The organism is Bacteroidales bacterium, from assembly GCA_041671145.1.
In the GTDB taxonomy this organism is placed as follows: Bacteria; Bacteroidota; Bacteroidia; order Bacteroidales; family JAHJDW01; genus JAQUPB01.
In genome coordinates this window covers 89,443-108,726 of the sequence record JBAZBZ010000005.1, presented here as the reverse complement: position 1 = coordinate 108,726, position 19,284 = coordinate 89,443, and the positions used below count along the sequence as shown (strand labels likewise).

Annotated in this window: 16 protein-coding genes; 15 read left to right on the top strand and 1 reads right to left on the bottom strand. The window is 29.1% G+C overall.

Annotated features, from left to right (window positions below):
* Nucleotides 1–195: 195 nt before the first annotated feature.
* Complete coding sequence (locus WC223_03185) at nt 196–924, top strand: ZIP family metal transporter (GenBank protein ID MFA6923235.1); 729 nt, start codon at nt 196–198, stop codon at nt 922–924.
* A gap of 169 nt (nt 925–1,093) precedes the next feature.
* Here the strand turns inward: WC223_03185 and WC223_03180 are convergent, their stop codons facing one another.
* Entirely contained in the window at nt 1,094–1,849 is a 756-nt protein-coding gene (locus tag WC223_03180) for a glycosyltransferase family 2 protein (protein ID MFA6923234.1), read from the bottom strand.
* A gap of 276 nt (nt 1,850–2,125) precedes the next feature.
* Here WC223_03180 and WC223_03175 point away from each other — a divergent pair, with 276 nt between their 5' ends.
* From WC223_03175 to WC223_03110, 14 genes are all read left to right on the top strand, one after another.
* A complete protein-coding gene (locus WC223_03175) occupies nt 2,126–2,863 on the top strand; it encodes an FKBP-type peptidyl-prolyl cis-trans isomerase (GenBank protein MFA6923233.1) in 738 nt (245 codons plus the stop codon).
* Between the two features lie 88 nt (nt 2,864–2,951).
* Nucleotides 2,952–3,707: a CDP-diacylglycerol--serine O-phosphatidyltransferase gene (pssA, locus tag WC223_03170; GenBank protein ID MFA6923232.1), complete on the top strand. Its 756-nt coding sequence runs from the start codon at nt 2,952–2,954 to the stop codon at nt 3,705–3,707.
* The gene (gene purS / locus WC223_03165) at nt 3,691–3,942 is read left to right on the top strand and encodes a phosphoribosylformylglycinamidine synthase subunit PurS (protein MFA6923231.1); all 252 of its coding nucleotides are present in this window, start codon (nt 3,691–3,693) and stop codon (nt 3,940–3,942) included. Before pssA ends, purS begins: the two co-directional genes overlap by 17 nt.
* Before the next feature lie 164 nt (nt 3,943–4,106).
* The gene (gene rnr / locus WC223_03160) at nt 4,107–6,266 is read left to right on the top strand and encodes a ribonuclease R (protein ID MFA6923230.1); all 2,160 of its coding nucleotides are present in this window, start codon (nt 4,107–4,109) and stop codon (nt 6,264–6,266) included.
* Nucleotides 6,267–6,375: 109 nt separating this feature from the next.
* Nucleotides 6,376–8,997, top strand: a complete 2,622-nt coding sequence (gene alaS, locus WC223_03155) for an alanine--tRNA ligase (GenBank protein MFA6923229.1) — start codon at nt 6,376–6,378, stop codon at nt 8,995–8,997.
* 130 nt (nt 8,998–9,127) lie between these two features.
* Entirely contained in the window at nt 9,128–9,706 is a 579-nt protein-coding gene (gene folE, locus WC223_03150; protein ID MFA6923228.1) for a GTP cyclohydrolase I FolE, read from the top strand.
* A gap of 244 nt (nt 9,707–9,950) precedes the next feature.
* On the top strand, nt 9,951–10,691 hold the full coding sequence (locus tag WC223_03145; protein ID MFA6923227.1) for a Bax inhibitor-1/YccA family protein: 741 nt from the start codon (nt 9,951–9,953) through the stop codon (nt 10,689–10,691).
* 93 nt (nt 10,692–10,784) lie between these two features.
* The gene (fabD, locus tag WC223_03140; protein MFA6923226.1) at nt 10,785–11,657 is read left to right on the top strand and encodes an ACP S-malonyltransferase; all 873 of its coding nucleotides are present in this window, start codon (nt 10,785–10,787) and stop codon (nt 11,655–11,657) included.
* Between the two features lie 27 nt (nt 11,658–11,684).
* Nucleotides 11,685–12,266, top strand: coding sequence for a zeta toxin family protein (locus WC223_03135; GenBank protein MFA6923225.1), 582 nt, complete (start codon nt 11,685–11,687; stop codon nt 12,264–12,266).
* Nucleotides 12,253–12,411, top strand: a complete 159-nt coding sequence (locus WC223_03130) for a hypothetical protein (protein ID MFA6923224.1) — start codon at nt 12,253–12,255, stop codon at nt 12,409–12,411. Before WC223_03135 ends, WC223_03130 begins: the two co-directional genes overlap by 14 nt.
* Nucleotides 12,412–12,717: 306 nt before the next feature.
* The gene (locus WC223_03125) at nt 12,718–13,986 is read left to right on the top strand and encodes an MBOAT family O-acyltransferase (GenBank protein MFA6923223.1); all 1,269 of its coding nucleotides are present in this window, start codon (nt 12,718–12,720) and stop codon (nt 13,984–13,986) included.
* Nucleotides 13,986–15,290 carry a hypothetical protein gene (locus tag WC223_03120; GenBank protein MFA6923222.1) on the top strand — a complete coding sequence of 435 codons (1,305 nt, stop codon included), beginning with the start codon at nt 13,986–13,988 and terminating at the stop codon, nt 15,288–15,290. The genes WC223_03125 and WC223_03120 overlap by 1 nt, the downstream gene beginning before the upstream one ends.
* Nucleotides 15,291–15,323: 33 nt before the next feature.
* Entirely contained in the window at nt 15,324–17,282 is a 1,959-nt protein-coding gene (locus WC223_03115) for a DUF2079 domain-containing protein (GenBank protein ID MFA6923221.1), read from the top strand.
* 35 nt (nt 17,283–17,317) lie between these two features.
* Entirely contained in the window at nt 17,318–19,219 is a 1,902-nt protein-coding gene (locus tag WC223_03110) for a hypothetical protein (protein ID MFA6923220.1), read from the top strand.
* The last annotated feature ends 65 nt before the right edge of the window (nt 19,220–19,284 follow it).

Sequence of the window (19,284 nt, the reverse complement as noted above, 5' to 3'; positions counted from 1 at the left end):
AAAGTTTAGTAAATTTGTATGGCATTTATAATTTGGACTGAAGTCCAAAAATATGCTTATATTTATGATAAAAATTCATTAATTACAAAAAGAGTATTTTTATAAATATAATCTGAACTTTAGCGAAATATTCTCATAACATCTTATAAAAAAAGAAAATATGCAAATAATCTGTGGCAAATTTGATTACACACAATGCTAAATAATTTATATATTTATTTAATATTATTTTTTGGAGTGCTGCTCAGCGGTTCCGTTGTTTTCTTTATAAAAAAAGAAAATGAAAAATTGTTGAAATTGCTATTATCTTTTAGCGGTGCATTTCTTTTTGCAATAAGTGCATTAAATCTTATTCCCGAAATATATTCTGTTAAAACTTCTTTAAATCCAGGTATTTTTATTTTATTCGGATTTTTAATTCAGGTTCTGCTCGACTTTTTCACAAAAGGCATTGAACACGGACATTCACATATTGATTCGCACGAAAATAAAATATTTCCATTAGCAATTATGCTTGGCTTGTGCATCCACTCATTTTTAGAGGGAATGCCGTTGGTCGATACTTTTGACAAAGAAGTTCAACATACTTTGCTAATAGGAATTGTGATTCATAATGTTCCGATTTCTATTTTACTTATGACTCTTTTTCTCGCTTCGGGAATGAAAAAAAACAATGCTTTTCTTTTACTTATATTATTTGCTTTAGTTACTCCCGCGGGTTCGGTTACAAGTTATCTTATCAATGATAATATTGTAGGAAATTTATCTCAGTATTTTAGTTACATAATGGCATTAGTTGTGGGAGTTTTTCTTCATGTATCCACATCGATACTTTTCGAAACAAGCGAAAACCACCAGTATAACATTCAAAAATTTATTACTGTAATTTTTGGAGCTTTGGCAGCTTGTTTGACACTTCTATAAAAAATCAGGTTTTAGTTAGTTGCTGCAAGAAAACGCCAACTACTTCGACATTCAGTGTTCGATGTTAAAATAGTTTAAAGTTTAATGTCTAAAGTTTAAAGTTTCGGAATTTTATTGTTTGTGCGAGAAAGCAAAAAAACAAAAAATTGAAAACTTCAACATTCGATATTCAGTGTTCGATGTTCGATATTTTTTTTAATTTATAATATTTAAGAAAGGTAGTGTACGCCGTTAATTTACAAATTATGAAACCGTAATATCCATCCAAGAACCCCAATCTTATAAAATAATTCAAAATAAATTTAAAAACAGGAGCAACGTAAATTTTAAAAATATTTGATTTTTTACCTTTTTTGAAATATTCCTGTGCAGACATATCGGAATATTTTTCTATTCTTTTTATATGTTCTTTTATTGTATAGTAGGAATAATGCAATAAATTTCCTTTCAGGCAGCCGATTTCAGATTGTTTTTCTAAAACTATTTTTTCATGAACTTCGCCTTCCCATTTTGCTTTATTTTTATTCCACAATCTTATTTTTCTATCGGGATACCAACCAGAATGTTTAATCCATTTACCACAATAATTGTTTAAACGTTTAAGATAAAATCCGTCAAAACCCGAATTTAAATCAACATTTAAAAGAGATTTTTTTAATTTCTCTGAAACAACTTCATCTGCATCTATTGAAAGTATCCAATCATATTTTGCAATGCTATTTCCGTAATTTTTGGTTTCGGAATATCCTTTCCAGTCATATTCTATAAAATTTACATCATATTTTTTGCAGATTTCTTTTGTTTTGTCGTTAGAATACGAATCAACAACAATAATATCATCGGAAATATCTTTAACAGAATTGAGACAGCGTTCAATATTCCGCTCTTCATTTAATGTAATTATTACTATTGATGCCGAAATCATATATTTAGAGTTTGTCCATAATGTCCGATTTCTTCGTTACTCTCGTTTTGCAAATCAGTCGAATACTCCAGTATACTCCTAATTTGCAAAACCTCGAAAGCCTCGAACTCGGACATTCTGAACCAAACTTTCGACTTTATGGACGAACACTATTTAATCCGAATAATCTGTAAAAATAAATCTTATATGAATACAAAAAAAATATTATTTTTTAAATAATAATATTTTACCTTTGCTGAAAATTTCAAATAATTTATTAACCAAACTTTAATTAAAATGAAAAAATATTTTTTTACAGGGTTCGCAATTTTGTCGATAATTATGTTCATAGGATGTAATAAAAAAACAGATAAAAAAACTGAATTAAAAACAAAAATGGATTCGGTTAGTTATGTTATAGGTACAAATATCGGACGCAATCTTAAAACTGATACATCGGTAAAATTTAATACCGAAGCTATTTCAGCAGGAATAAACGATGCAGTAAATGGTAAAGATTCCCTTGTTTTCAAGGAAGTTGATAAACAAAAAATACTTATGTCGTTTCAACAGGAAATGATGCAAAAAGAAAAAGAAAAAGCAACCAAAGCATCAGAACCAAATAAAAAAAGAGGTGCTGAATTTCTTGCCGAAAACAGGAAAAAAGAAGGAGTTTTTGAAACCAAAAGCGGATTACAATATAAAGTAATTAAAGAAGGGAAAGGTAAAATTCCTACCGAAAGCGATATGGTAACTGTTAATTACGAAGGAAGATTAATTGACGGTAATGTTTTCGATTCTTCATATAAAAGAGGCGAACCTGCTACATTCGGATTAAATGGTGTAATCAAAGGATGGATTGAAGGATTGCAATTAATGAAAGAAGGTTCTGTTTATGAATTATATATTCCATCTGATTTGGCTTATGGAGATACCGGAAATCAGGTAATTCCGGGCGGCTCAACTTTAATATTCAAAGTTGAACTTTTAAAAATAGGAGCACCTAAAACACAGGAAAAAAATCCTAAAAAATAAAATAAATAAAATAAATTTTAAAGGTTGTAAAGTAAAAATTATCAATCAAATTTTTCTTACAACCTTTTGATTTTTTATAAATAAAATTATGAAATTTGATAAACATATTGCAAATGCAGTAACCTGTATTAACATTGTTTGCGGATGCTTTGCTGTGATTTCTCTTATAAACCGAGAGCTATGGATGGCTTCGTATTTTGTTTATCTTGCAATGGTGTTTGATTTTATTGATGGTTTTGTTGCCCGTGCTCTTAATGCAAAATCGGAATTTGGAAAACAACTTGATTCATTAGCTGACGCTATAAGCTTTGGATTAGTTCCGGGAATTCTGATGTACAGATTGATTTTTATCAGCATCAGCATCGGTAATATCAATATTTCACCTTATTTTTCATGTTTCGGTTTTATTATTACCGTATTTTCATTGTTGCGTCTTGCAAAATTTAATCTGGATATCAGGCAAAAAGAATATTTTATCGGCTTACCCACTCCTGCAAGCGCACTTTTTATCATGTCATTTCCACTAATACTTCAAAACCCGTATTGCACTTTATTCCGCAACGAATATTTTTTTGTTACGATTATTTTAAATCCTATAGTTTTAATTTCCATTACGCTTATAATTTCTGCATTGCTGGTATCGGAAATTCCTTTATTTTCGCTTAAAATTAAAACTTTCTCATTCAAAGATAATAAACTCAGTTATTCCTTTTTGCTCGCTTCAATAATTCTGCTCGCAATATTTTATTTTATTGCGATACCATTAATCATATTTTTATATATAATTTTATCTTTGTTTAACAATATCTCCAAACAAAATAATAGCCATGAAATTCAGAGCTGAAATAAATGTTATGCCATTAAAAGAATTACTCGACCCACAAGGTAAAGCCGTAACTTCAAGCATGAAAAATCTCAATTTGTCAGAAATTACAAACATAAGAATTGGCAAACATATTACACTTGAAATAGAAGCATCCGATAAAACAACAGCAACTAAAAAAGTTGATGCCGCCTGTAAACTTCTTCTTGCAAATCAAATAATGGAAAACTACGAATTTGAAATTTTTGAAATTTGAAAAATAAAAATGCCACAGATTCACAGATTAAATATGTTTTGTTGTTAAATTAATGAATTGCTAAATTTCGACATTCGAAATTCGGTGTTTGATATTTTTTCTTTTTATTAACTTAATCTGTGGCAAATTCTTACCATAATAAATCTTACTCAATAATTAAATTAATGCCAAAAAACAAATCAGATATAAACAAACCTCTTGAATCATTACAAAAAGATGTTTTCGGAGTTTTTGTTCAGAGTTTTAAAAAAACTTTAAATTATAAACAAGTATGCAAACGACTTGGTAAGAATGATAAATCATTCAGACAATTAATAATTAATACACTTTCCGAACTTTCAAAAAAAGGATATTTAGTTCAGGAATATCAGGGAAAATTCAAAATAAATCCCAAAGAACTTGAAAAAATAAAAAAGCAATCGGCATATATTACCGGAATAGTTGATATGACTTCTTCTGGTAGAGCATTCATAATATCCGAACAATCGGAAGAAGATATTAAAGTTGCTGCATCAAACCTGAAAACAGCATTAAACGGCGATACCGTTAAAATTTTTCTGTATCCGAAAAAGAAAGATAAACAACCCGAAGGCGAAGTAATAGAAATTATTTCAAGAACAAAAACCGAATTTGTTGGCACTCTGAAAATTTCCGAACGATTTGCTTTTTTTGTTTCCGATAATAACATTGGAACAGACATTTTTGTTCCATTGAATAGTCTTAAAGATGCGAAAAACGGACAAAAGGTAGTTGTAAAAATTACCGACTGGGCAGAAAATTCAAAATGTCCTTTTGGTGAAGTTATTGAAGTGCTCGGAAATCCTGGTGAAACAAGCACTGAAATAAATTCTATAATTGTCGATTATAATTTTCCACTTAAATTTCCCGAAAAAGTTACTGAAGAAGCAAATAAAATTTCTGTAATAATTTCCGAACCCGAAATTAAAAAACGCAGGGACTTCAGGAATATCACGACTTTTACAATTGACCCAATTGATGCAAAAGATTTTGATGATGCAATTTCATTCAAAAAACTAAATAACGGAAATTGTGAAGTGGGCGTTCATATTGCCGATGTTACACATTATATAAAACAAGATACTATTCTTGATAAAGAAGCATTGCATCGTGCAACTTCAGTTTATCTTGTTGACAGGGTGATTCCGATGCTGCCCGAAAATTTATCAAACAATATTTGTTCACTTCGTCCGAATGAAGACAAGCTTTGTTTTTCGGCAGTTTTTGAGTTGAATGATGATGCTGAAATAAAAAATGAATGGTTCGGAAAAACCATTATTAATTCAAACAGACGATTTAATTACGATGAAGTGCAGGAGATTCTTGAAAAAAAGAAAGGTGATTTTGCAGATGAATTATCTGTAGTAAATGAACTTGCAAAAAAACTCCGTAAGAAAAGAATCAGCCGTGGCTCGTTTGAATTTGACAGGGCTGAAGTGAAATTTGAACTTGATGAAAAATTGAAACCGGTAGGAGTATTTTTGAAGCAACAGAAAGAATCAAACATGCTCATTGAAGATTTCATGCTGCTTGCCAACAAAAAAGTTGCCGAACTTGCAGGAATGAAAAAGGAAAATAAACAAACAAAACCATTTGTTTACAGAATACATGATGAACCGGACCCCGAAAAATTAATTGAATTAGCGCGATTTGTAGGAAAATTAGGATATAAAATTAAAACAAATTCTACTAAGAATATTTCCGAATCAATGAATGAAATGCTCGAAAATGTAAAAGGAAAAAACGAGCAGAGCATGATTGAAAATCTTGCCATTCGCACAATGGCGAAAGCACATTATTCTACAATTAATGTAGGTCATTATGGACTGGCTTTCAGGTTTTATACTCATTTCACTTCACCTATCCGCCGTTATCCCGATGTTCTTGTTCATCGTCTTCTTGAAAAATATCTGAACAACGAGCCAGCAGAAAATATTGAAAAACTTGAAGAAATGTGCAAACACTCTTCAAAAATGGAAATGCAGGCAGCCGAAGCCGAACGCGAATCAATAAAATTCATGCAGGTTCTTTATTTATCGGATAAAATAGGAAAAGTTTTTGACGGAATTATTTCGGGAGTTACAAAGTGGGGAATATATGTGGAATTAATAAATAACCACTGCGAAGGAATGATAAAATTAAAAGATATTAATGATGATTTTTACTATCTTGATGAAGAAAATTACATGATAATAGGTCGTCGTAACAGAAATGTTTACAAACTCGGCGATAAAGTAAAAATAAAAGTTGCAAATGCTGACCTTACAAAAAAACAACTCGACTTTGTTTTAGTTGAAGAAGATTGAAGTGCACAGAGCAGAAAGTAATCATTTATCACTTGTCAATTTTGAAATAAATTAATTTCTGCAAATCATCTATTTTTTCTAATTTTGCTTTCAAAGATAATTGATTCAAATGACTTCAAACGAAATAAGAAAAGCGTTTCTGGATTTTTTCCAATCGAAACAACACCGTATTTTACTTTCAGCACCGATGGTTGTTAAAAACGACCCGACACTGATGTTTACAAATGCCGGAATGAACCAATTTAAAGATATTTTTCTTGACAACACTCAAGCAAAACATTCACGTATTACAAATACACAAAAATGCCTTCGTGTTTCGGGTAAACACAATGACTTGGAAGAAGTGGGAATTGATACTTATCATCATACAATGTTTGAAATGCTTGGTAACTGGTCGTTTGGCGATTACTTTAAAAAAGAAGCAATTGAATGGGCGTGGGAATTGCTTACAAAGATTTACAAATTAGATGAAGAAAAATTATATGTTACAATTTTTGCAGGTGATGAAAAAGAAGATTTACCAAAAGACGACGAAGCATTTAATTACTGGAAAAAAATAATTTCCGAAGACAAAATACTTTTAGGAAATAAAAAAGATAACTTTTGGGAAATGGGCGATATCGGTCCTTGTGGTCCTTGTTCCGAAATTCATATTGATTTGCGCGATGAATCGGAACGAAAAAAAATTGATGGTTCAAAATTAGTAAACACAGGTCATCCGCAGGTTATAGAAATCTGGAATCTGGTTTTTATTCAATATAATCGTTTGGCAGATGGAAGTTTGAAATTATTACCAAACAAACATGTTGATACAGGCATGGGATTTGAACGGCTGTGTATGGCTATTCAGAATAAAAAATCAAATTATGATACCGATGTTTTTCAACCGCTTATTCAGAATGTAGCAAATATATCCGGAAAAGAATATGGGAAAAATCAAAAGCATGATGTTGCAATGCGTGTTGCAGCCGACCATATCAGAGCCATTTCTTTTGCAATTGCTGAGGGACAACTTCCTTCAAATAATAAAGCGGGTTATGTTATCAGAAGAATTTTACGACGGGCAATAAGATACGGGTATTCTTATCTGGATTTAAAAGAACCTTTTTTGTTTGAATTAGTTTCTCCGCTTACAACTCAAATGGGCGATATGTTTCCTGAACTTATTTCACAAAAAACTTTAATTAAAAAAGTTATAAAAGAAGAAGAAACTGCTTTTCTGCGAACTCTTTCCAACGGCATACAGAAATTTGAAAATTATATCAGCAGCATTAAATCAAAAGAAATAAAAGGTGATTTTGCTTTTGAATTATTCGATACTTATGGATTTCCGGTTGATTTAACACAACTTATGGCAAAAGAAAATAATCTCAGTGTTGACATGAAAGGATTTAATAAATTCATGGAAGAGCAAAAAACCCGCTCACGTCAGTCGGCAGCTGTTGAAACAGAAGATTGGATTGAATTAAAAAAAGAACAGAATGTCGAATTTGTGGGATATGATTTTCTTGAATGTAATGCTGAAATAGTTAAATACAGAAAAATTAAAACAAAAGAAAAAGAGCAATATCAGATTGTTTTAAATAAAACTCCTTTTTATGCCGAATCGGGTGGACAAGCTGGTGATAGTGGTTTTTTAGTTTCTGATGATGAAAAAATTTCAGTTATAAATACTCTTAAAGAAAATGATTTAATTATTCATATTTCCGAGAAACTTCCGAAAGATGTTACAAAAACATTTTTAGTAAAGGTTGATAAACACAAAAGAACTTTAACCGAAAATAATCATACCGCAACACATTTGCTTCATGCTGCCCTTAAAAAAGTTCTCGGAACACATGTTGAGCAAAAGGGTTCATTGGTTGACAACGAACGATTACGTTTTGATTTTTCACATTTTTCAAAACTTACAAATGAAGAAATTCTGAAAGTTGAAAAAATAGTTAATGAAAAAATTCGTGAAAATATTTTGCTCGAAGAATTCAGAAACATTACTATTCAGAAAGCAAAAGGAATGGGAGCAGTGGCACTTTTCGGCGAAAAATACGGTGACTCGGTGAGAGCAGTTGCATTCGATAAAAAATATTCTGTTGAATTATGCGGAGGTACGCATGTCAGGTCAACCGGTCAAATCGGATTGTTTAAAATAATTTCAGAATCGGCAGTTGCAGCCGGAGTTAGAAGAATTGAAGCAATTACTGCTGAAAAAGCTGAAGAGTTTTATAATTCAAAAATCCAGTTGCTTGAGGAAATATCGGAAATATTAAAAAATCCGAAGGACTTATCAAAAGCAATTAGAGATTTACAGGAGCAAAATAATAATTTGCAAAAACAAATTACAGAGTTAAATAAAGAAAAAATAAAGTTACTGAAAACTGAATTAACAGGCAAAATCGAAAATATTAACGAACTGAACTTCATTTCAGCAAAATTAAATTTTGATAATAATTTTATAAAGGATTTAGCGTTTGATTTAAAAAACAATATTCAAAATTTATTTTTTATTATCGGCTCGGAGTTTGATGGAAAAGTAAACTTAACATTGATTATTTCAGAAAATATTGTTAAAGATAAAAATTTGAATGCCTCACAAATTATAAGAGAGCTGGCAAAAGAAATTGATGGCGGCGGCGGCGGACAAACATTTTTTGCAACCGCAGGAGGGAAAAATATTGAGGGTATCGAAAAAGCTTTGAATAAGGCAAAAGAGATAGTAGAAAATTTAAAATAAGCAGCAATTCCCCTCCTAAAACAGGAGGGGAGTTCTATAAATAAACAGTTTTACTAAATTTTTTACAATGAAAAAAATAAATAAGCAGATGGCAAGACAGAACATAATGGATAATTATGATGGAGTTGAAATGTGTAATCCTGTTGTTACGGCTGAAATTGCAGAAAATTATAAAAAAGTTTTAAAAGCAATTGGTGAAAACCCCAATAGAGAAGGACTTTTAAAAACACCCGAAAGAGTTGCAAAATCACTTCAGTTTCTTACTCACGGGTACGGAATAAATCCCGAAGAACTCGTGAAATCAGGAATGTTCAAAGAAAAATATCGGGAAATGGTTGTTGTGAAAGATATTGACATATATTCACTTTGCGAACACCATTTGCTTCCGTTCATTGGCAAAGCTCATGTCGCTTATATTCCCAACGGATATATTGTAGGATTAAGCAAAATAGCACGAATTGTAGATGCTTATGCAAGACGGCTTCAGGTGCAGGAACGTTTGACTTCGCAGATAAAAGAATGTATTAATAATGCACTTAAACCATTGGGAGTTGCTGTTGTCATTGAAGCACAGCACTTGTGCATGCAAATGCGTGGAATTCAAAAACAAAATTCAGTTACAACTACTTCCGATTTTACAGGAGTTTTTATGAAAAGTAACAAAACAAGAGCGGAATTCTTGAACATCATAGGTTCAAAGCTTCATTGATTTTGCAAATCAATACCTAAAATTAATTTAAGGAATAATGAGTTTGTCGTTTAAAAATGTTTGTTATTTGTAGTTAAAAATAAACATATATTTTTTCAATTTAGTAATCTTTAAACTTTCTGAAATTGATAAATACCTTTCCATGATGCGAAACAACAAACAACAAACTTTTTAAACCATACAAGCATTTATTTATTATAATTATTTCTTATTTTTGCACGTTAAATTTTTAAACTAAATAACTATGGAATTTCAAAAAAGTAATTTTAGTTACTCGCCTGAAAAATATCAGGATATTTCAGTACCAAAAACATTTGTATCGAATGTTTTTTCGTGGATGTTTTTAGCATTGGGAATTACTGCTTTTGTTGCATATTATTTTGCAGCAAATAAAGGATTAATGAGTGTATTATATTATGCTAATCCCGAAACAGAAAAAGGAGGAATGACCGGCTTGGGTTGGCTCGTAACACTCGCTCCATTGGGATTTGTTTTATTAATGTCATTTGGGATTAATAAACTATCTGCAATTGTAATGACATTGTTTTTTGTTGTTTTTTCTGTTCTTATGGGAATGAGTTTGAGTTTTATTTTTCTGATTTATACTTCAAGTTCAATAGCTACAACATTTATTGTTACATCTGCAATGTTCGGAGTAATGGCTGTTGCCGGCTATACTACAAAAACCGACTTAACTAAATTTGGTTCTATTATGATGATGGGTTTAGTTGGAATAATAATAGCAAGTATTATTAATATGTTTATGCGAAGCAGTGGATTTGATTATATAATAAGCTTTATAGGAGTTCTCATATTTACCGGCTTGACGGCTTATGATGTTCAGAAATTAAAAAATATAGGTGGACAAATAGAAGCAGGCACTGAAAATGCCCGTAAATTGTCTATCCTCGGAGCATTGACTCTTTATCTTGATTTTATTAATTTGTTCTTGTTTCTATTGAGATTTCTCGGAAGAAGAGACTAAAAAAGTAGTAAGTATTTAGTCGTAAGTCATAAGTATAAAAAATTAATTAATGGCGACGATAACTTTAAACCTTAAACTTTAAACTAATTTAAAATGAAAGCATACGTATTTCCCGGTCAGGGAGCTCAGTTCGTTGGAATGGGCAAAGATTTATATGAAAATTCTTCACTTGCAAAAGAACTTTTCGAAAAGGCAAACGAAATTCTCGGTTTCAGAATCACCGATTTGATGTTTAGCGGAACTGATGCAGATTTAAAACAAACAAAAGTTACTCAACCGGCAATATTTCTGCATTCCACAATTCTTGCCAAAACAATTAATGATTTCAAACCCGATATGGTTGCGGGACATTCGCTTGGTGAGTTTTCGGCATTGGTTGCAAATCAGGCATTGACTTTTGAAGATGGATTAATTTTAGTTTCAAAACGTGCAATGGCTATGCAAAAGGCATGCGAGGCACAACCTTCAACTATGGCGGCAATTCTCGGATTGGATGATAAAGTTGTTGAAGAAATTTGTGCTTCAATAAATGAAATTGTTGTTCCGGCAAATTATAACAGTCCCGGACAGCTTGTTATTTCGGGCTCAATGGAAGGAATAAATATTGCCTGCGAAAAATTAAAAGCAGCTGGCGCAAAACGTGCATTGCCTTTGCAGGTTGGTGGTGCATTTCATTCGCCACTCATGGAGCCGGCACGTGCAGAACTCGAAATTGCAATTAATTTCACTAAATTTAATACTCCTGTTTGTCCTATTTATCAGAATGTAAACGCAAAAAGAGTTACCGAACCCGAAGAAATTAAAAAGAATTTAATTTCTCAACTAACATCTCCTGTCCGCTGGACACAAATTGCTCAAAATATGTTTTCCGATGGTGCCACCGAATTTATTGAAGTAGGACCTGGAACGGTTTTGCAAGGATTGATTAAAAAAGTGAACAAGGATGCAGTGACGAGGAGTGCATAAAAAAATAATGAATAAAAAAATCGAATAATGCCAAATTTATATATTATAGCAGGATGTAATGGTGCAGGAAAAACAACGGCTTCTTACACTGTTTTACCCGATATGCTAAAATGTAGAGAATTTATTAATGCTGACGAAATTGCCCGTGGGTTATCTCCTTTCCAACCCGAAAAATCAGCAATTGAAGCAGGTAAAATAATGTTACAACGAGTTGATGACTTAATAAATAAGAAAACTAATTTTGCTTTTGAAACAACATTATCAAGTATAAGTTTTATCAATACTATAAAAAAAGCAAAAGATAATAATTATTTTGTAACTTTAATTTTCTTCTATTTAGAATCTGTTGATTTAGCAATTAAAAGAGTTAAAGCAAGAAAAAATTCCGGAGGGCATAGTATTCCCGAAGATGTTATTATACGTCGTTATAAATCAGGAATTATTAATCTCTTTAAAATTTATATGCCTGTTTCTGATTACTGGATGATTATTGATAATTCAAAATCTCCGTCAATACTCATTGCAGAAGGCAATAATAATAAACAATTGAAAGTTTATAATGAAAAAAAATTTCAAATAATGAAATCAAGAAAAAATGAAAAAAAATAAAAAAATAAACGAATTAAGAGATAAAATAATGAAGGGAATTGATTTGGCATTTCAGAAATTGCTCAAATCAAAAATCAAAGAGGATGGTGAATTTATATTTTCAATTGATGGAAAAATAACAAAAATAAAAGCTAAAGATTTTTAGGAGATATTATTTTAAAATGCTTTTTCTATTAAGCAAAATTTGCTTGTTTTTGCTTTTTCAAAAAAACAATTGTGGAAAAACATAATTAGGAGTTCATTGTAAATAAAGTAATTTATGGTTTTTAGTTCTATTGTTTTTCTCCTATATTTTCTTCCTGCATTATTACTGGGATATTTTTTAATTAACAAGAAGTATAAAAATATATTTCTTTTAATTTCAAGTATTTTATTTTATAGTTGGGGTGCACCCAAATTTATTTTTGTAATTCTTGGAACAACATTTTTAGGTTTTTATTTAGTTAAATGGATGGATAAATCTAAAAATGATTTGCAAAGAAAATTGATTCTTGCACTTTCTATTAGTATTAATCTTGGATTACTTTTTTATTTTAAATATTCAAATTTTTTTATAGAAAATGTAAATGCAATTTCTTCTGTATTTGGAATAAATTCAATTCACTGGACAAAATTAATCTTACCGTTAGGAATTTCCTTTTTTACATTTGAAACAATTACTTATGTAGTAGATGTGTACAGAAGGACTCTTAAGCCATTAAAAAATTTCTGGGATTATCAGCTTTATATTATATTATTTCCAAAACTTATTGCCGGTCCTATAATTCGTTATCATGAAATTTCCGACCAGATAACAAATCGCGAACATAATGAAACAATTGATAACAGATTGACTGGATTTTTCAGATTTGTTTTAGGATTAGCAAAAAAAGTTTTAATTGCAAATGTAATGGGACAAGTGGCAGATGAAGTATTTGCATTAAACTATAATGAAATCAGTTCTTATACCGCATGGATAGGAATTCTGGCATATACTTTTCAGATTTATTTTGATTTTTCAGGTTATTCTGATATGGCAATTGGTATTGGCAAAATGTTAGGTTTCCGGTTTCCTGAAAATTTTGATAATCCATATATATCCAAAAACATCACAGAATTTTGGACACGCTGGCATATATCCTTGTCTAAATGGTTAAGGATATATATCTTTTTGCCTTTAGCATTTTCTTTTTCAAGAAAATTACCTAAAGAAAAATATATACACATAAAATCAGAGCAATGGATTTATATGTATGCTGCACTTATTACATTTTTTTGTTGTGGATTATGGCATGGTGCTTCATGGAGTTTTGTTTTGTGGGGCTTATATTATGGTGTTTTTTTAATTCTCGAAAAAATTTTCTTACTAAAAGTTTATAAAAAACTTGGTAAATTTTTAAGTACAGTATTAACATTTCTTTTGGTAATTATCGGTTGGGTATTTTTTAGAATAGAAAAATTATCCGATACATTTGTATTTATAAAAAGAATGTTTGCATTTGAATTTAAATATGATTTTTATTTTAATAGAGAATTTATTACAATTTTATTTATCGCAATATTTTTTGCTTTTTTTGCATATTCCGAAAAAGGCAAAAAAATTCAGCTAATGATTTATGGTGATAATTATAGTATGAAACGTTATTATTTTATGTCTTTTGTTTCTTTGCTGTTATTGATATTGTCAGTTAGCTCAATAACAGGTTCCGGGTTTAATCCTTTTATTTATTTCAGATTTTAATGGAGAAAAGAAGTATAAATACTAAAAAGATATTATTGGGATTTTTACTGCTTGTGTTGATTTCACCTTATATTCAATCAACTTTAAAAATATTTAATGAAAATCCTTTAAAAGGAGATATTATAATAGCTCCCGATACTGTCTTTACAATAAAAGGATGGTTCGATGCAAGATATCAATTATGTAAAGAAAAATATTTAAATGAAGATTTTGGATTCAGAAAAACAGCTGTAAGAATAAATAATCAGATAGCTTTCTCGCTATACAAAATTGCAAAAGCAAATGGAGTTATCATTGGGAAAAATAATTATTTATATGAAAAAGGTTATATTAATGCTTATTATGGAGAGGATTTTATAGGTGAAGAAAAAATTGCAGAACAAACAAAAAGAATAAAATTTCTACAAGATACTTTAAAGAAATTAAATAAAGATTTAATTTTAATTTTTGCTGCCGGCAAAGGTTCTTTTTATCCCGAATATATCCCCGATAGAGTGAAGTCCGAAAAAAAACAAACAAATCTTGAATGTTATTTAAAGTATTCTAAAGAACTTGGAATTAATTTTATTGATTTTAATTCATATTTTGTGGCTAATAAGAATAAATCTAAGTATCCTTTATATCCACAATATGGAATACATTGGAGTTCTTATGGAGTGTGTTTAGCAATCGACTCTATTATAAAATATATTGAACAAAAAAGAAATATAAAAATGATAAACTTTTATTGGAATGATATTGAGTTACCAGATACCTGTCGTGATGCAGATTATGATATTGCCGATGGAATGAACTTGTTATTTAAATTAAAAACATTTAAAATGGCATATCCGAAATATATTTTTGAGGAAAATCCTAATAAGACAAAGCCAAAAGTTTTGGTTATTGCCGATAGTTACTATTGGGGAATGTTTGGTATAGGTGTTTCTCGAAGAATATTTAATGATGGGGAATTTTGGTTTTATAACAGGCAAATCAATCCTGAAAGAACCCCAAAACCATTGGACGTTAGTCAAATTAATTTAAAAGAAGAAATAGAAAAGCAAGATGCAATTATAATAATGGCAACTGAAGCTAATATTTCAAATTTCGGATGGGGATTTATTGAAAATGCTTATGATGTTTTTTTGAATAATGGGGAAAATATTATTTATAAAGAAAAAATAAAGAATTTTGAAAATGGTATTCGAAGTAATCCCGAATGGCTAAAATTTATAGCAAAACAAGCAAATAAAAGTAATATTTCATTGGATTCAGCTATAAAGCTAAATGCAATATGGACGGTGGAACATGAAAAAAAATAAAATATTCAAAATTTTCTTAAATGTAATTTATATATGTATAAAAATATAAAAAACAACTTAGTTTTATTAATAATAATAGTTATTTACTCTTCACTTTTTTGCTCAATTTCGTTGGTAAATCATTATAATTTCAGAACTGCAGCTTGGGATTTGGGAATCAATAATAATGCAATTTTTGATTATGCTCATTTTCGCTGGAATAATGCAGTTATAATGTATCCCAATTCACATTTTAAAAATGTTCTTGGCGACCATTTTTCTCTTTTGCCAATACTTTTTTCTCCTTTATATTGGATTTTAGGGACATATACAATGCTTATAGTACAAATTCTGGGAATCGTTTTTGGCGGAATAGGAATATATAAATTAATTTTTGATTTGACTAAGAATAAAGTTTTATCAGATATAGCAATCGTATTTTTCTATTCTGTTTTTGGGATTTACTCTGCACTAAGTTTTGATTATCACGATAATGTTATGGCTGCAATGTTTGTTCCATGGTTCTTTTATTATGTTTATAACAACAAATGGAAATATGCATCAATATTTTGTTTGCTAATATTAATAAGTAAAGAAAATATGGCATTATGGATGTTTTTTATTTGTCTGGGAGCGATTATGTTGTTTTACAAAGACAAGGGAAAAATTAAATTTCTTTCATTTTATGCAATATTTTCAGTATTGTATTTTTATTTTATTATGAAATTAATTCCAACTATTTCTCCGGGTGAAAATAGTTACAGACACTTCGAATATTCAGTTCTTGGAAAAAACATGCTTGAGGCAATTAAAACTTGTTTTAGTAAGCCGAAATATGTTTTTAATTTATTATTTGAAAGCCCTTTAAATGACCCTTCTACTTTTGGAATAAAATCAGAATTACATTATGCTGTTTTGCTTTCGGGAGGCATTGTTCTGCTTTGGAAACCCCAATTTTTAATTATGTTGTTGCCAATATTTGGACAAAAGTTATTTAATAACGACTATGGTAAATGGGGCGTGGGTGGACATTATTCAATAGAATTTGTACCTATTTTGACTATTGCTTTATTTTGGTGGATAAACGGATTGAATAATTTAAAAATAAAAACCAAAATTATTATTTCTATATTATTTACTGCGATTTGCATTAATACATCATATAAATTAATGGAAACCCAAGTTGATTGGTTTAGTAAAGAAACTATTCAATTTTATTCTAAACCTCATTGGAAAAGAGATTTTAATGTTGAAAAGGTTTATGAAGGATTAAAGGTTATACCAAAGGATGCAAAAGTAAGCGCACAAACAATGTTAGCTCCCCATCTTTCATTCAGAGAATACATATATACATATCCTTATGTTGCAGATGCCGATTATATTGTATTATTATTATCGGATGGTACATATCCTTTGAACGACGAAGAATACAAAAAAGAATTAAATAAATATAAGGAAAGTAGTGAATGGGGAATAATTAAATATGATTATCCTTTGGTGATTTTTAAGAGAGGCGAAAAGTCTGGTTTATCTGATAAATATAAAACTGCTTTAATAAAAGAAAAATTTTTATTTTGCGATGCAGAAAAAATAACAGATAATAAAGAATTTTTTATGGGAAATAGTTCAGATATAATTTTTGAAAACGGGAATACTCAAAGTAATGAAAAGGCATATAATGGTAAATACTCTGCAAAGCTCACAAAAGACAATCCTTATGGAATGACAATAAAATTAAAAGACATTCAATTAGGAGAAAAAATTGATATTAGCGTTTGGCGTTTTTCTGATGATAAAAAAGGGGTAATTGTTGCGTCATCTCTTGAAGGAAAAGAATTTTATATGGGCAGCGACAGAGTTATTAAAAGTGAAACTAATGGTTGGGATTTAATTAATCTGGAATTCAGAATAGATAAAAGTTTAAATAAAAATATAATAGTAATTTATTTGTGGAATAACGGAAATAATCCGGCTTACTTTGACAATCTTGAAATTAAAAGGAGCTTTTTGTAGAAATAAATTTTTTAAGATTTTTTATTTTATCGAAAATGAATAAATTTATTCAAAATAAATATTTGCTTGCAATAACTCCTATTATATTATATATTTTTCTCTTTATAAACGGAGCACTTGGTATTCGATTCGGAGGACATTGGGACGAATCTATATTTATTATTTGTGTTAAAAAATCAATAATATCAGGAACATATTTACCTCATAAATATATTTATCCTTCATTCTGTTATTATTTAATTCTAATTTCAGGATTTATTTATAAATTTTTTTATAGTTTTAGCGATATAAATTCATTAGATACAAATTATGAATTTTATGTTTATATTAGATATATTTTTCTGGCAATTTCATCTTTGTGCGTTATATGGGTATATATTTTAACGTTTAAAGTAACAAAAAATTATTTTGCATCACTGATTGCAGGCTTGATAATATGCTCTTCTTTCGAATTCAGCTATCATTCAAAATGGGCTGTAACAGATTGTATTGCTGTTCAATTTGCAATACTTTCAACATTGATTCTTTTTTTTAATTTAAATGCAAATAAAAAAATAATTTTCAGTTCACTAATTGCTGGTATTGCGGCAGGTACTAAATATACAGCAGGATTAGTTTGCCTGAATATTATAATTTTTATTATTATTGAGTTTATACTAAACAGAAGAGATATTAAAATAATAATAAAAGGCATTATTGTTATGTGTTTATGCTTTTTAGTTGGTTTTATTTTTACTACTCCAGGAGCAGTGTTTGAATTTAAAATGTTTATTGATGATTTAATTTGGCAAAAAGATGTTTATTCAAATGGGCATTTTGGATATGCTATTCAACCGGGCATATATCATTTTAATAAAATATTTCAATATGTAATTTTTGTTTTGTTTTCAAAAAATGTTATTATATCAATACTTATTTTTATTTTTTCATTGATAGGATTTATTTTTGTATTTATCAGAAAAGAATGGAATATGTTAGGATTATTTATTGTTATGTTAATTTATGCAATATACGTTTCGTTTTATAAGTTAATGATAGTAAGAAATCTATTATATATCCTTCCTTACTTTGCAATATTATCTTCTTTTGGGTTTATTAACATAAGCGGCATCTTTAAGAAATTTAAATTAAGAATATCTGCTAATATTTTATTGCTCATAGTACTTTTATATTCAACATCAAATGTTTTAGCTTCTTCCTTAAGTATATATAATAAAAAATCATTTGATTTAAAAAAAGAATTAAACAAATATATAAAGGAAAATGTTGATAAAGAATTCATTCTTTCTTTAAATGTTTCTAATATAGTCAATGAAAATAACAAACCTCCAAAATCTTTAAAAAATGCGTATTTGGTTTTTTATAAGAGTGAAATACCTTATGAAATGTATACTGCAAATATTTATAATCAATTTCAAAAAGTTATAGGTATTGATGATATAAATTTAAATTACTATCCTACATGGAGTGGAGATGATGCAATTATTATTATGAAATATATTAACGCTTCTAAAGAGATATTGTTTTATTCTCTTAAAAGAATAAAGTTTATTAATAAATATATTTCTTCAAGTGATATAGAAAAGACATCAAAAAGGGTAACCTATTCGGATAAGTATCTAACAAAGGTTAACAAATACAATCCTTACGGAATAGGTTGTAAAATTAAATTAATAAAAAACACACGCTATTTTTTTTATGTTTGGAGAAAGAATGATAAACATACTGGTTCATTAGTTATAGATAATAATAGTAAACTTTGGAAAGGAACATCTGAAGTTAAAAAAACAGATAAAAATGGATGGGAACTTCTTGAATTGGAATATTTTTCAAATGATACTTCAATTAAAGAATTATCGCTTTATACTTGGCAGCCAGATGTTAATTCAGATGTTTATTTTGATGATTTAACCGTATCATTTTTTACAAAAAAATAAAAGAAATGAAAAAACTACTGAGAATAAAGGATTTTTTTGTAAAGAAAGGTTTTATAAAATTCACT

Excerpts from the sequence above, each read along its gene's own strand:
- WC223_03185 (MFA6923235.1), top strand. The coding sequence starts at position 196 with ATGCTAAATAATTTATATATTTATTTAATATTATTTTTTGGAGTGCTG.
- WC223_03180 (MFA6923234.1), bottom strand. The coding sequence starts at position 1,849 with ATGATTTCGGCATCAATAGTAATAATTACATTAAATGAAGAGCGGAAT.
- WC223_03175 (MFA6923233.1), top strand. The coding sequence starts at position 2,126 with ATGAAAAAATATTTTTTTACAGGGTTCGCAATTTTGTCGATAATTATG.
- pssA (MFA6923232.1), top strand. The coding sequence starts at position 2,952 with ATGAAATTTGATAAACATATTGCAAATGCAGTAACCTGTATTAACATT.
- purS (MFA6923231.1), top strand. The coding sequence starts at position 3,691 with ATGAAATTCAGAGCTGAAATAAATGTTATGCCATTAAAAGAATTACTC.
- rnr (MFA6923230.1), top strand. The coding sequence starts at position 4,107 with ATGCCAAAAAACAAATCAGATATAAACAAACCTCTTGAATCATTACAA.
- alaS (MFA6923229.1), top strand. The coding sequence starts at position 6,376 with ATGACTTCAAACGAAATAAGAAAAGCGTTTCTGGATTTTTTCCAATCG.
- folE (MFA6923228.1), top strand. The coding sequence starts at position 9,128 with ATGTGTAATCCTGTTGTTACGGCTGAAATTGCAGAAAATTATAAAAAA.
- WC223_03145 (MFA6923227.1), top strand. The coding sequence starts at position 9,951 with ATGGAATTTCAAAAAAGTAATTTTAGTTACTCGCCTGAAAAATATCAG.
- fabD (MFA6923226.1), top strand. The coding sequence starts at position 10,785 with ATGAAAGCATACGTATTTCCCGGTCAGGGAGCTCAGTTCGTTGGAATG.
- WC223_03135 (MFA6923225.1), top strand. The coding sequence starts at position 11,685 with ATGCCAAATTTATATATTATAGCAGGATGTAATGGTGCAGGAAAAACA.
- WC223_03130 (MFA6923224.1), top strand. The coding sequence starts at position 12,253 with ATGAAAAAAAATAAAAAAATAAACGAATTAAGAGATAAAATAATGAAG.
- WC223_03125 (MFA6923223.1), top strand. The coding sequence starts at position 12,718 with ATGGATAAATCTAAAAATGATTTGCAAAGAAAATTGATTCTTGCACTT.
- WC223_03120 (MFA6923222.1), top strand. The coding sequence starts at position 13,986 with ATGGAGAAAAGAAGTATAAATACTAAAAAGATATTATTGGGATTTTTA.
- WC223_03115 (MFA6923221.1), top strand. The coding sequence starts at position 15,324 with ATGTATAAAAATATAAAAAACAACTTAGTTTTATTAATAATAATAGTT.
- WC223_03110 (MFA6923220.1), top strand. The coding sequence starts at position 17,318 with ATGAATAAATTTATTCAAAATAAATATTTGCTTGCAATAACTCCTATT.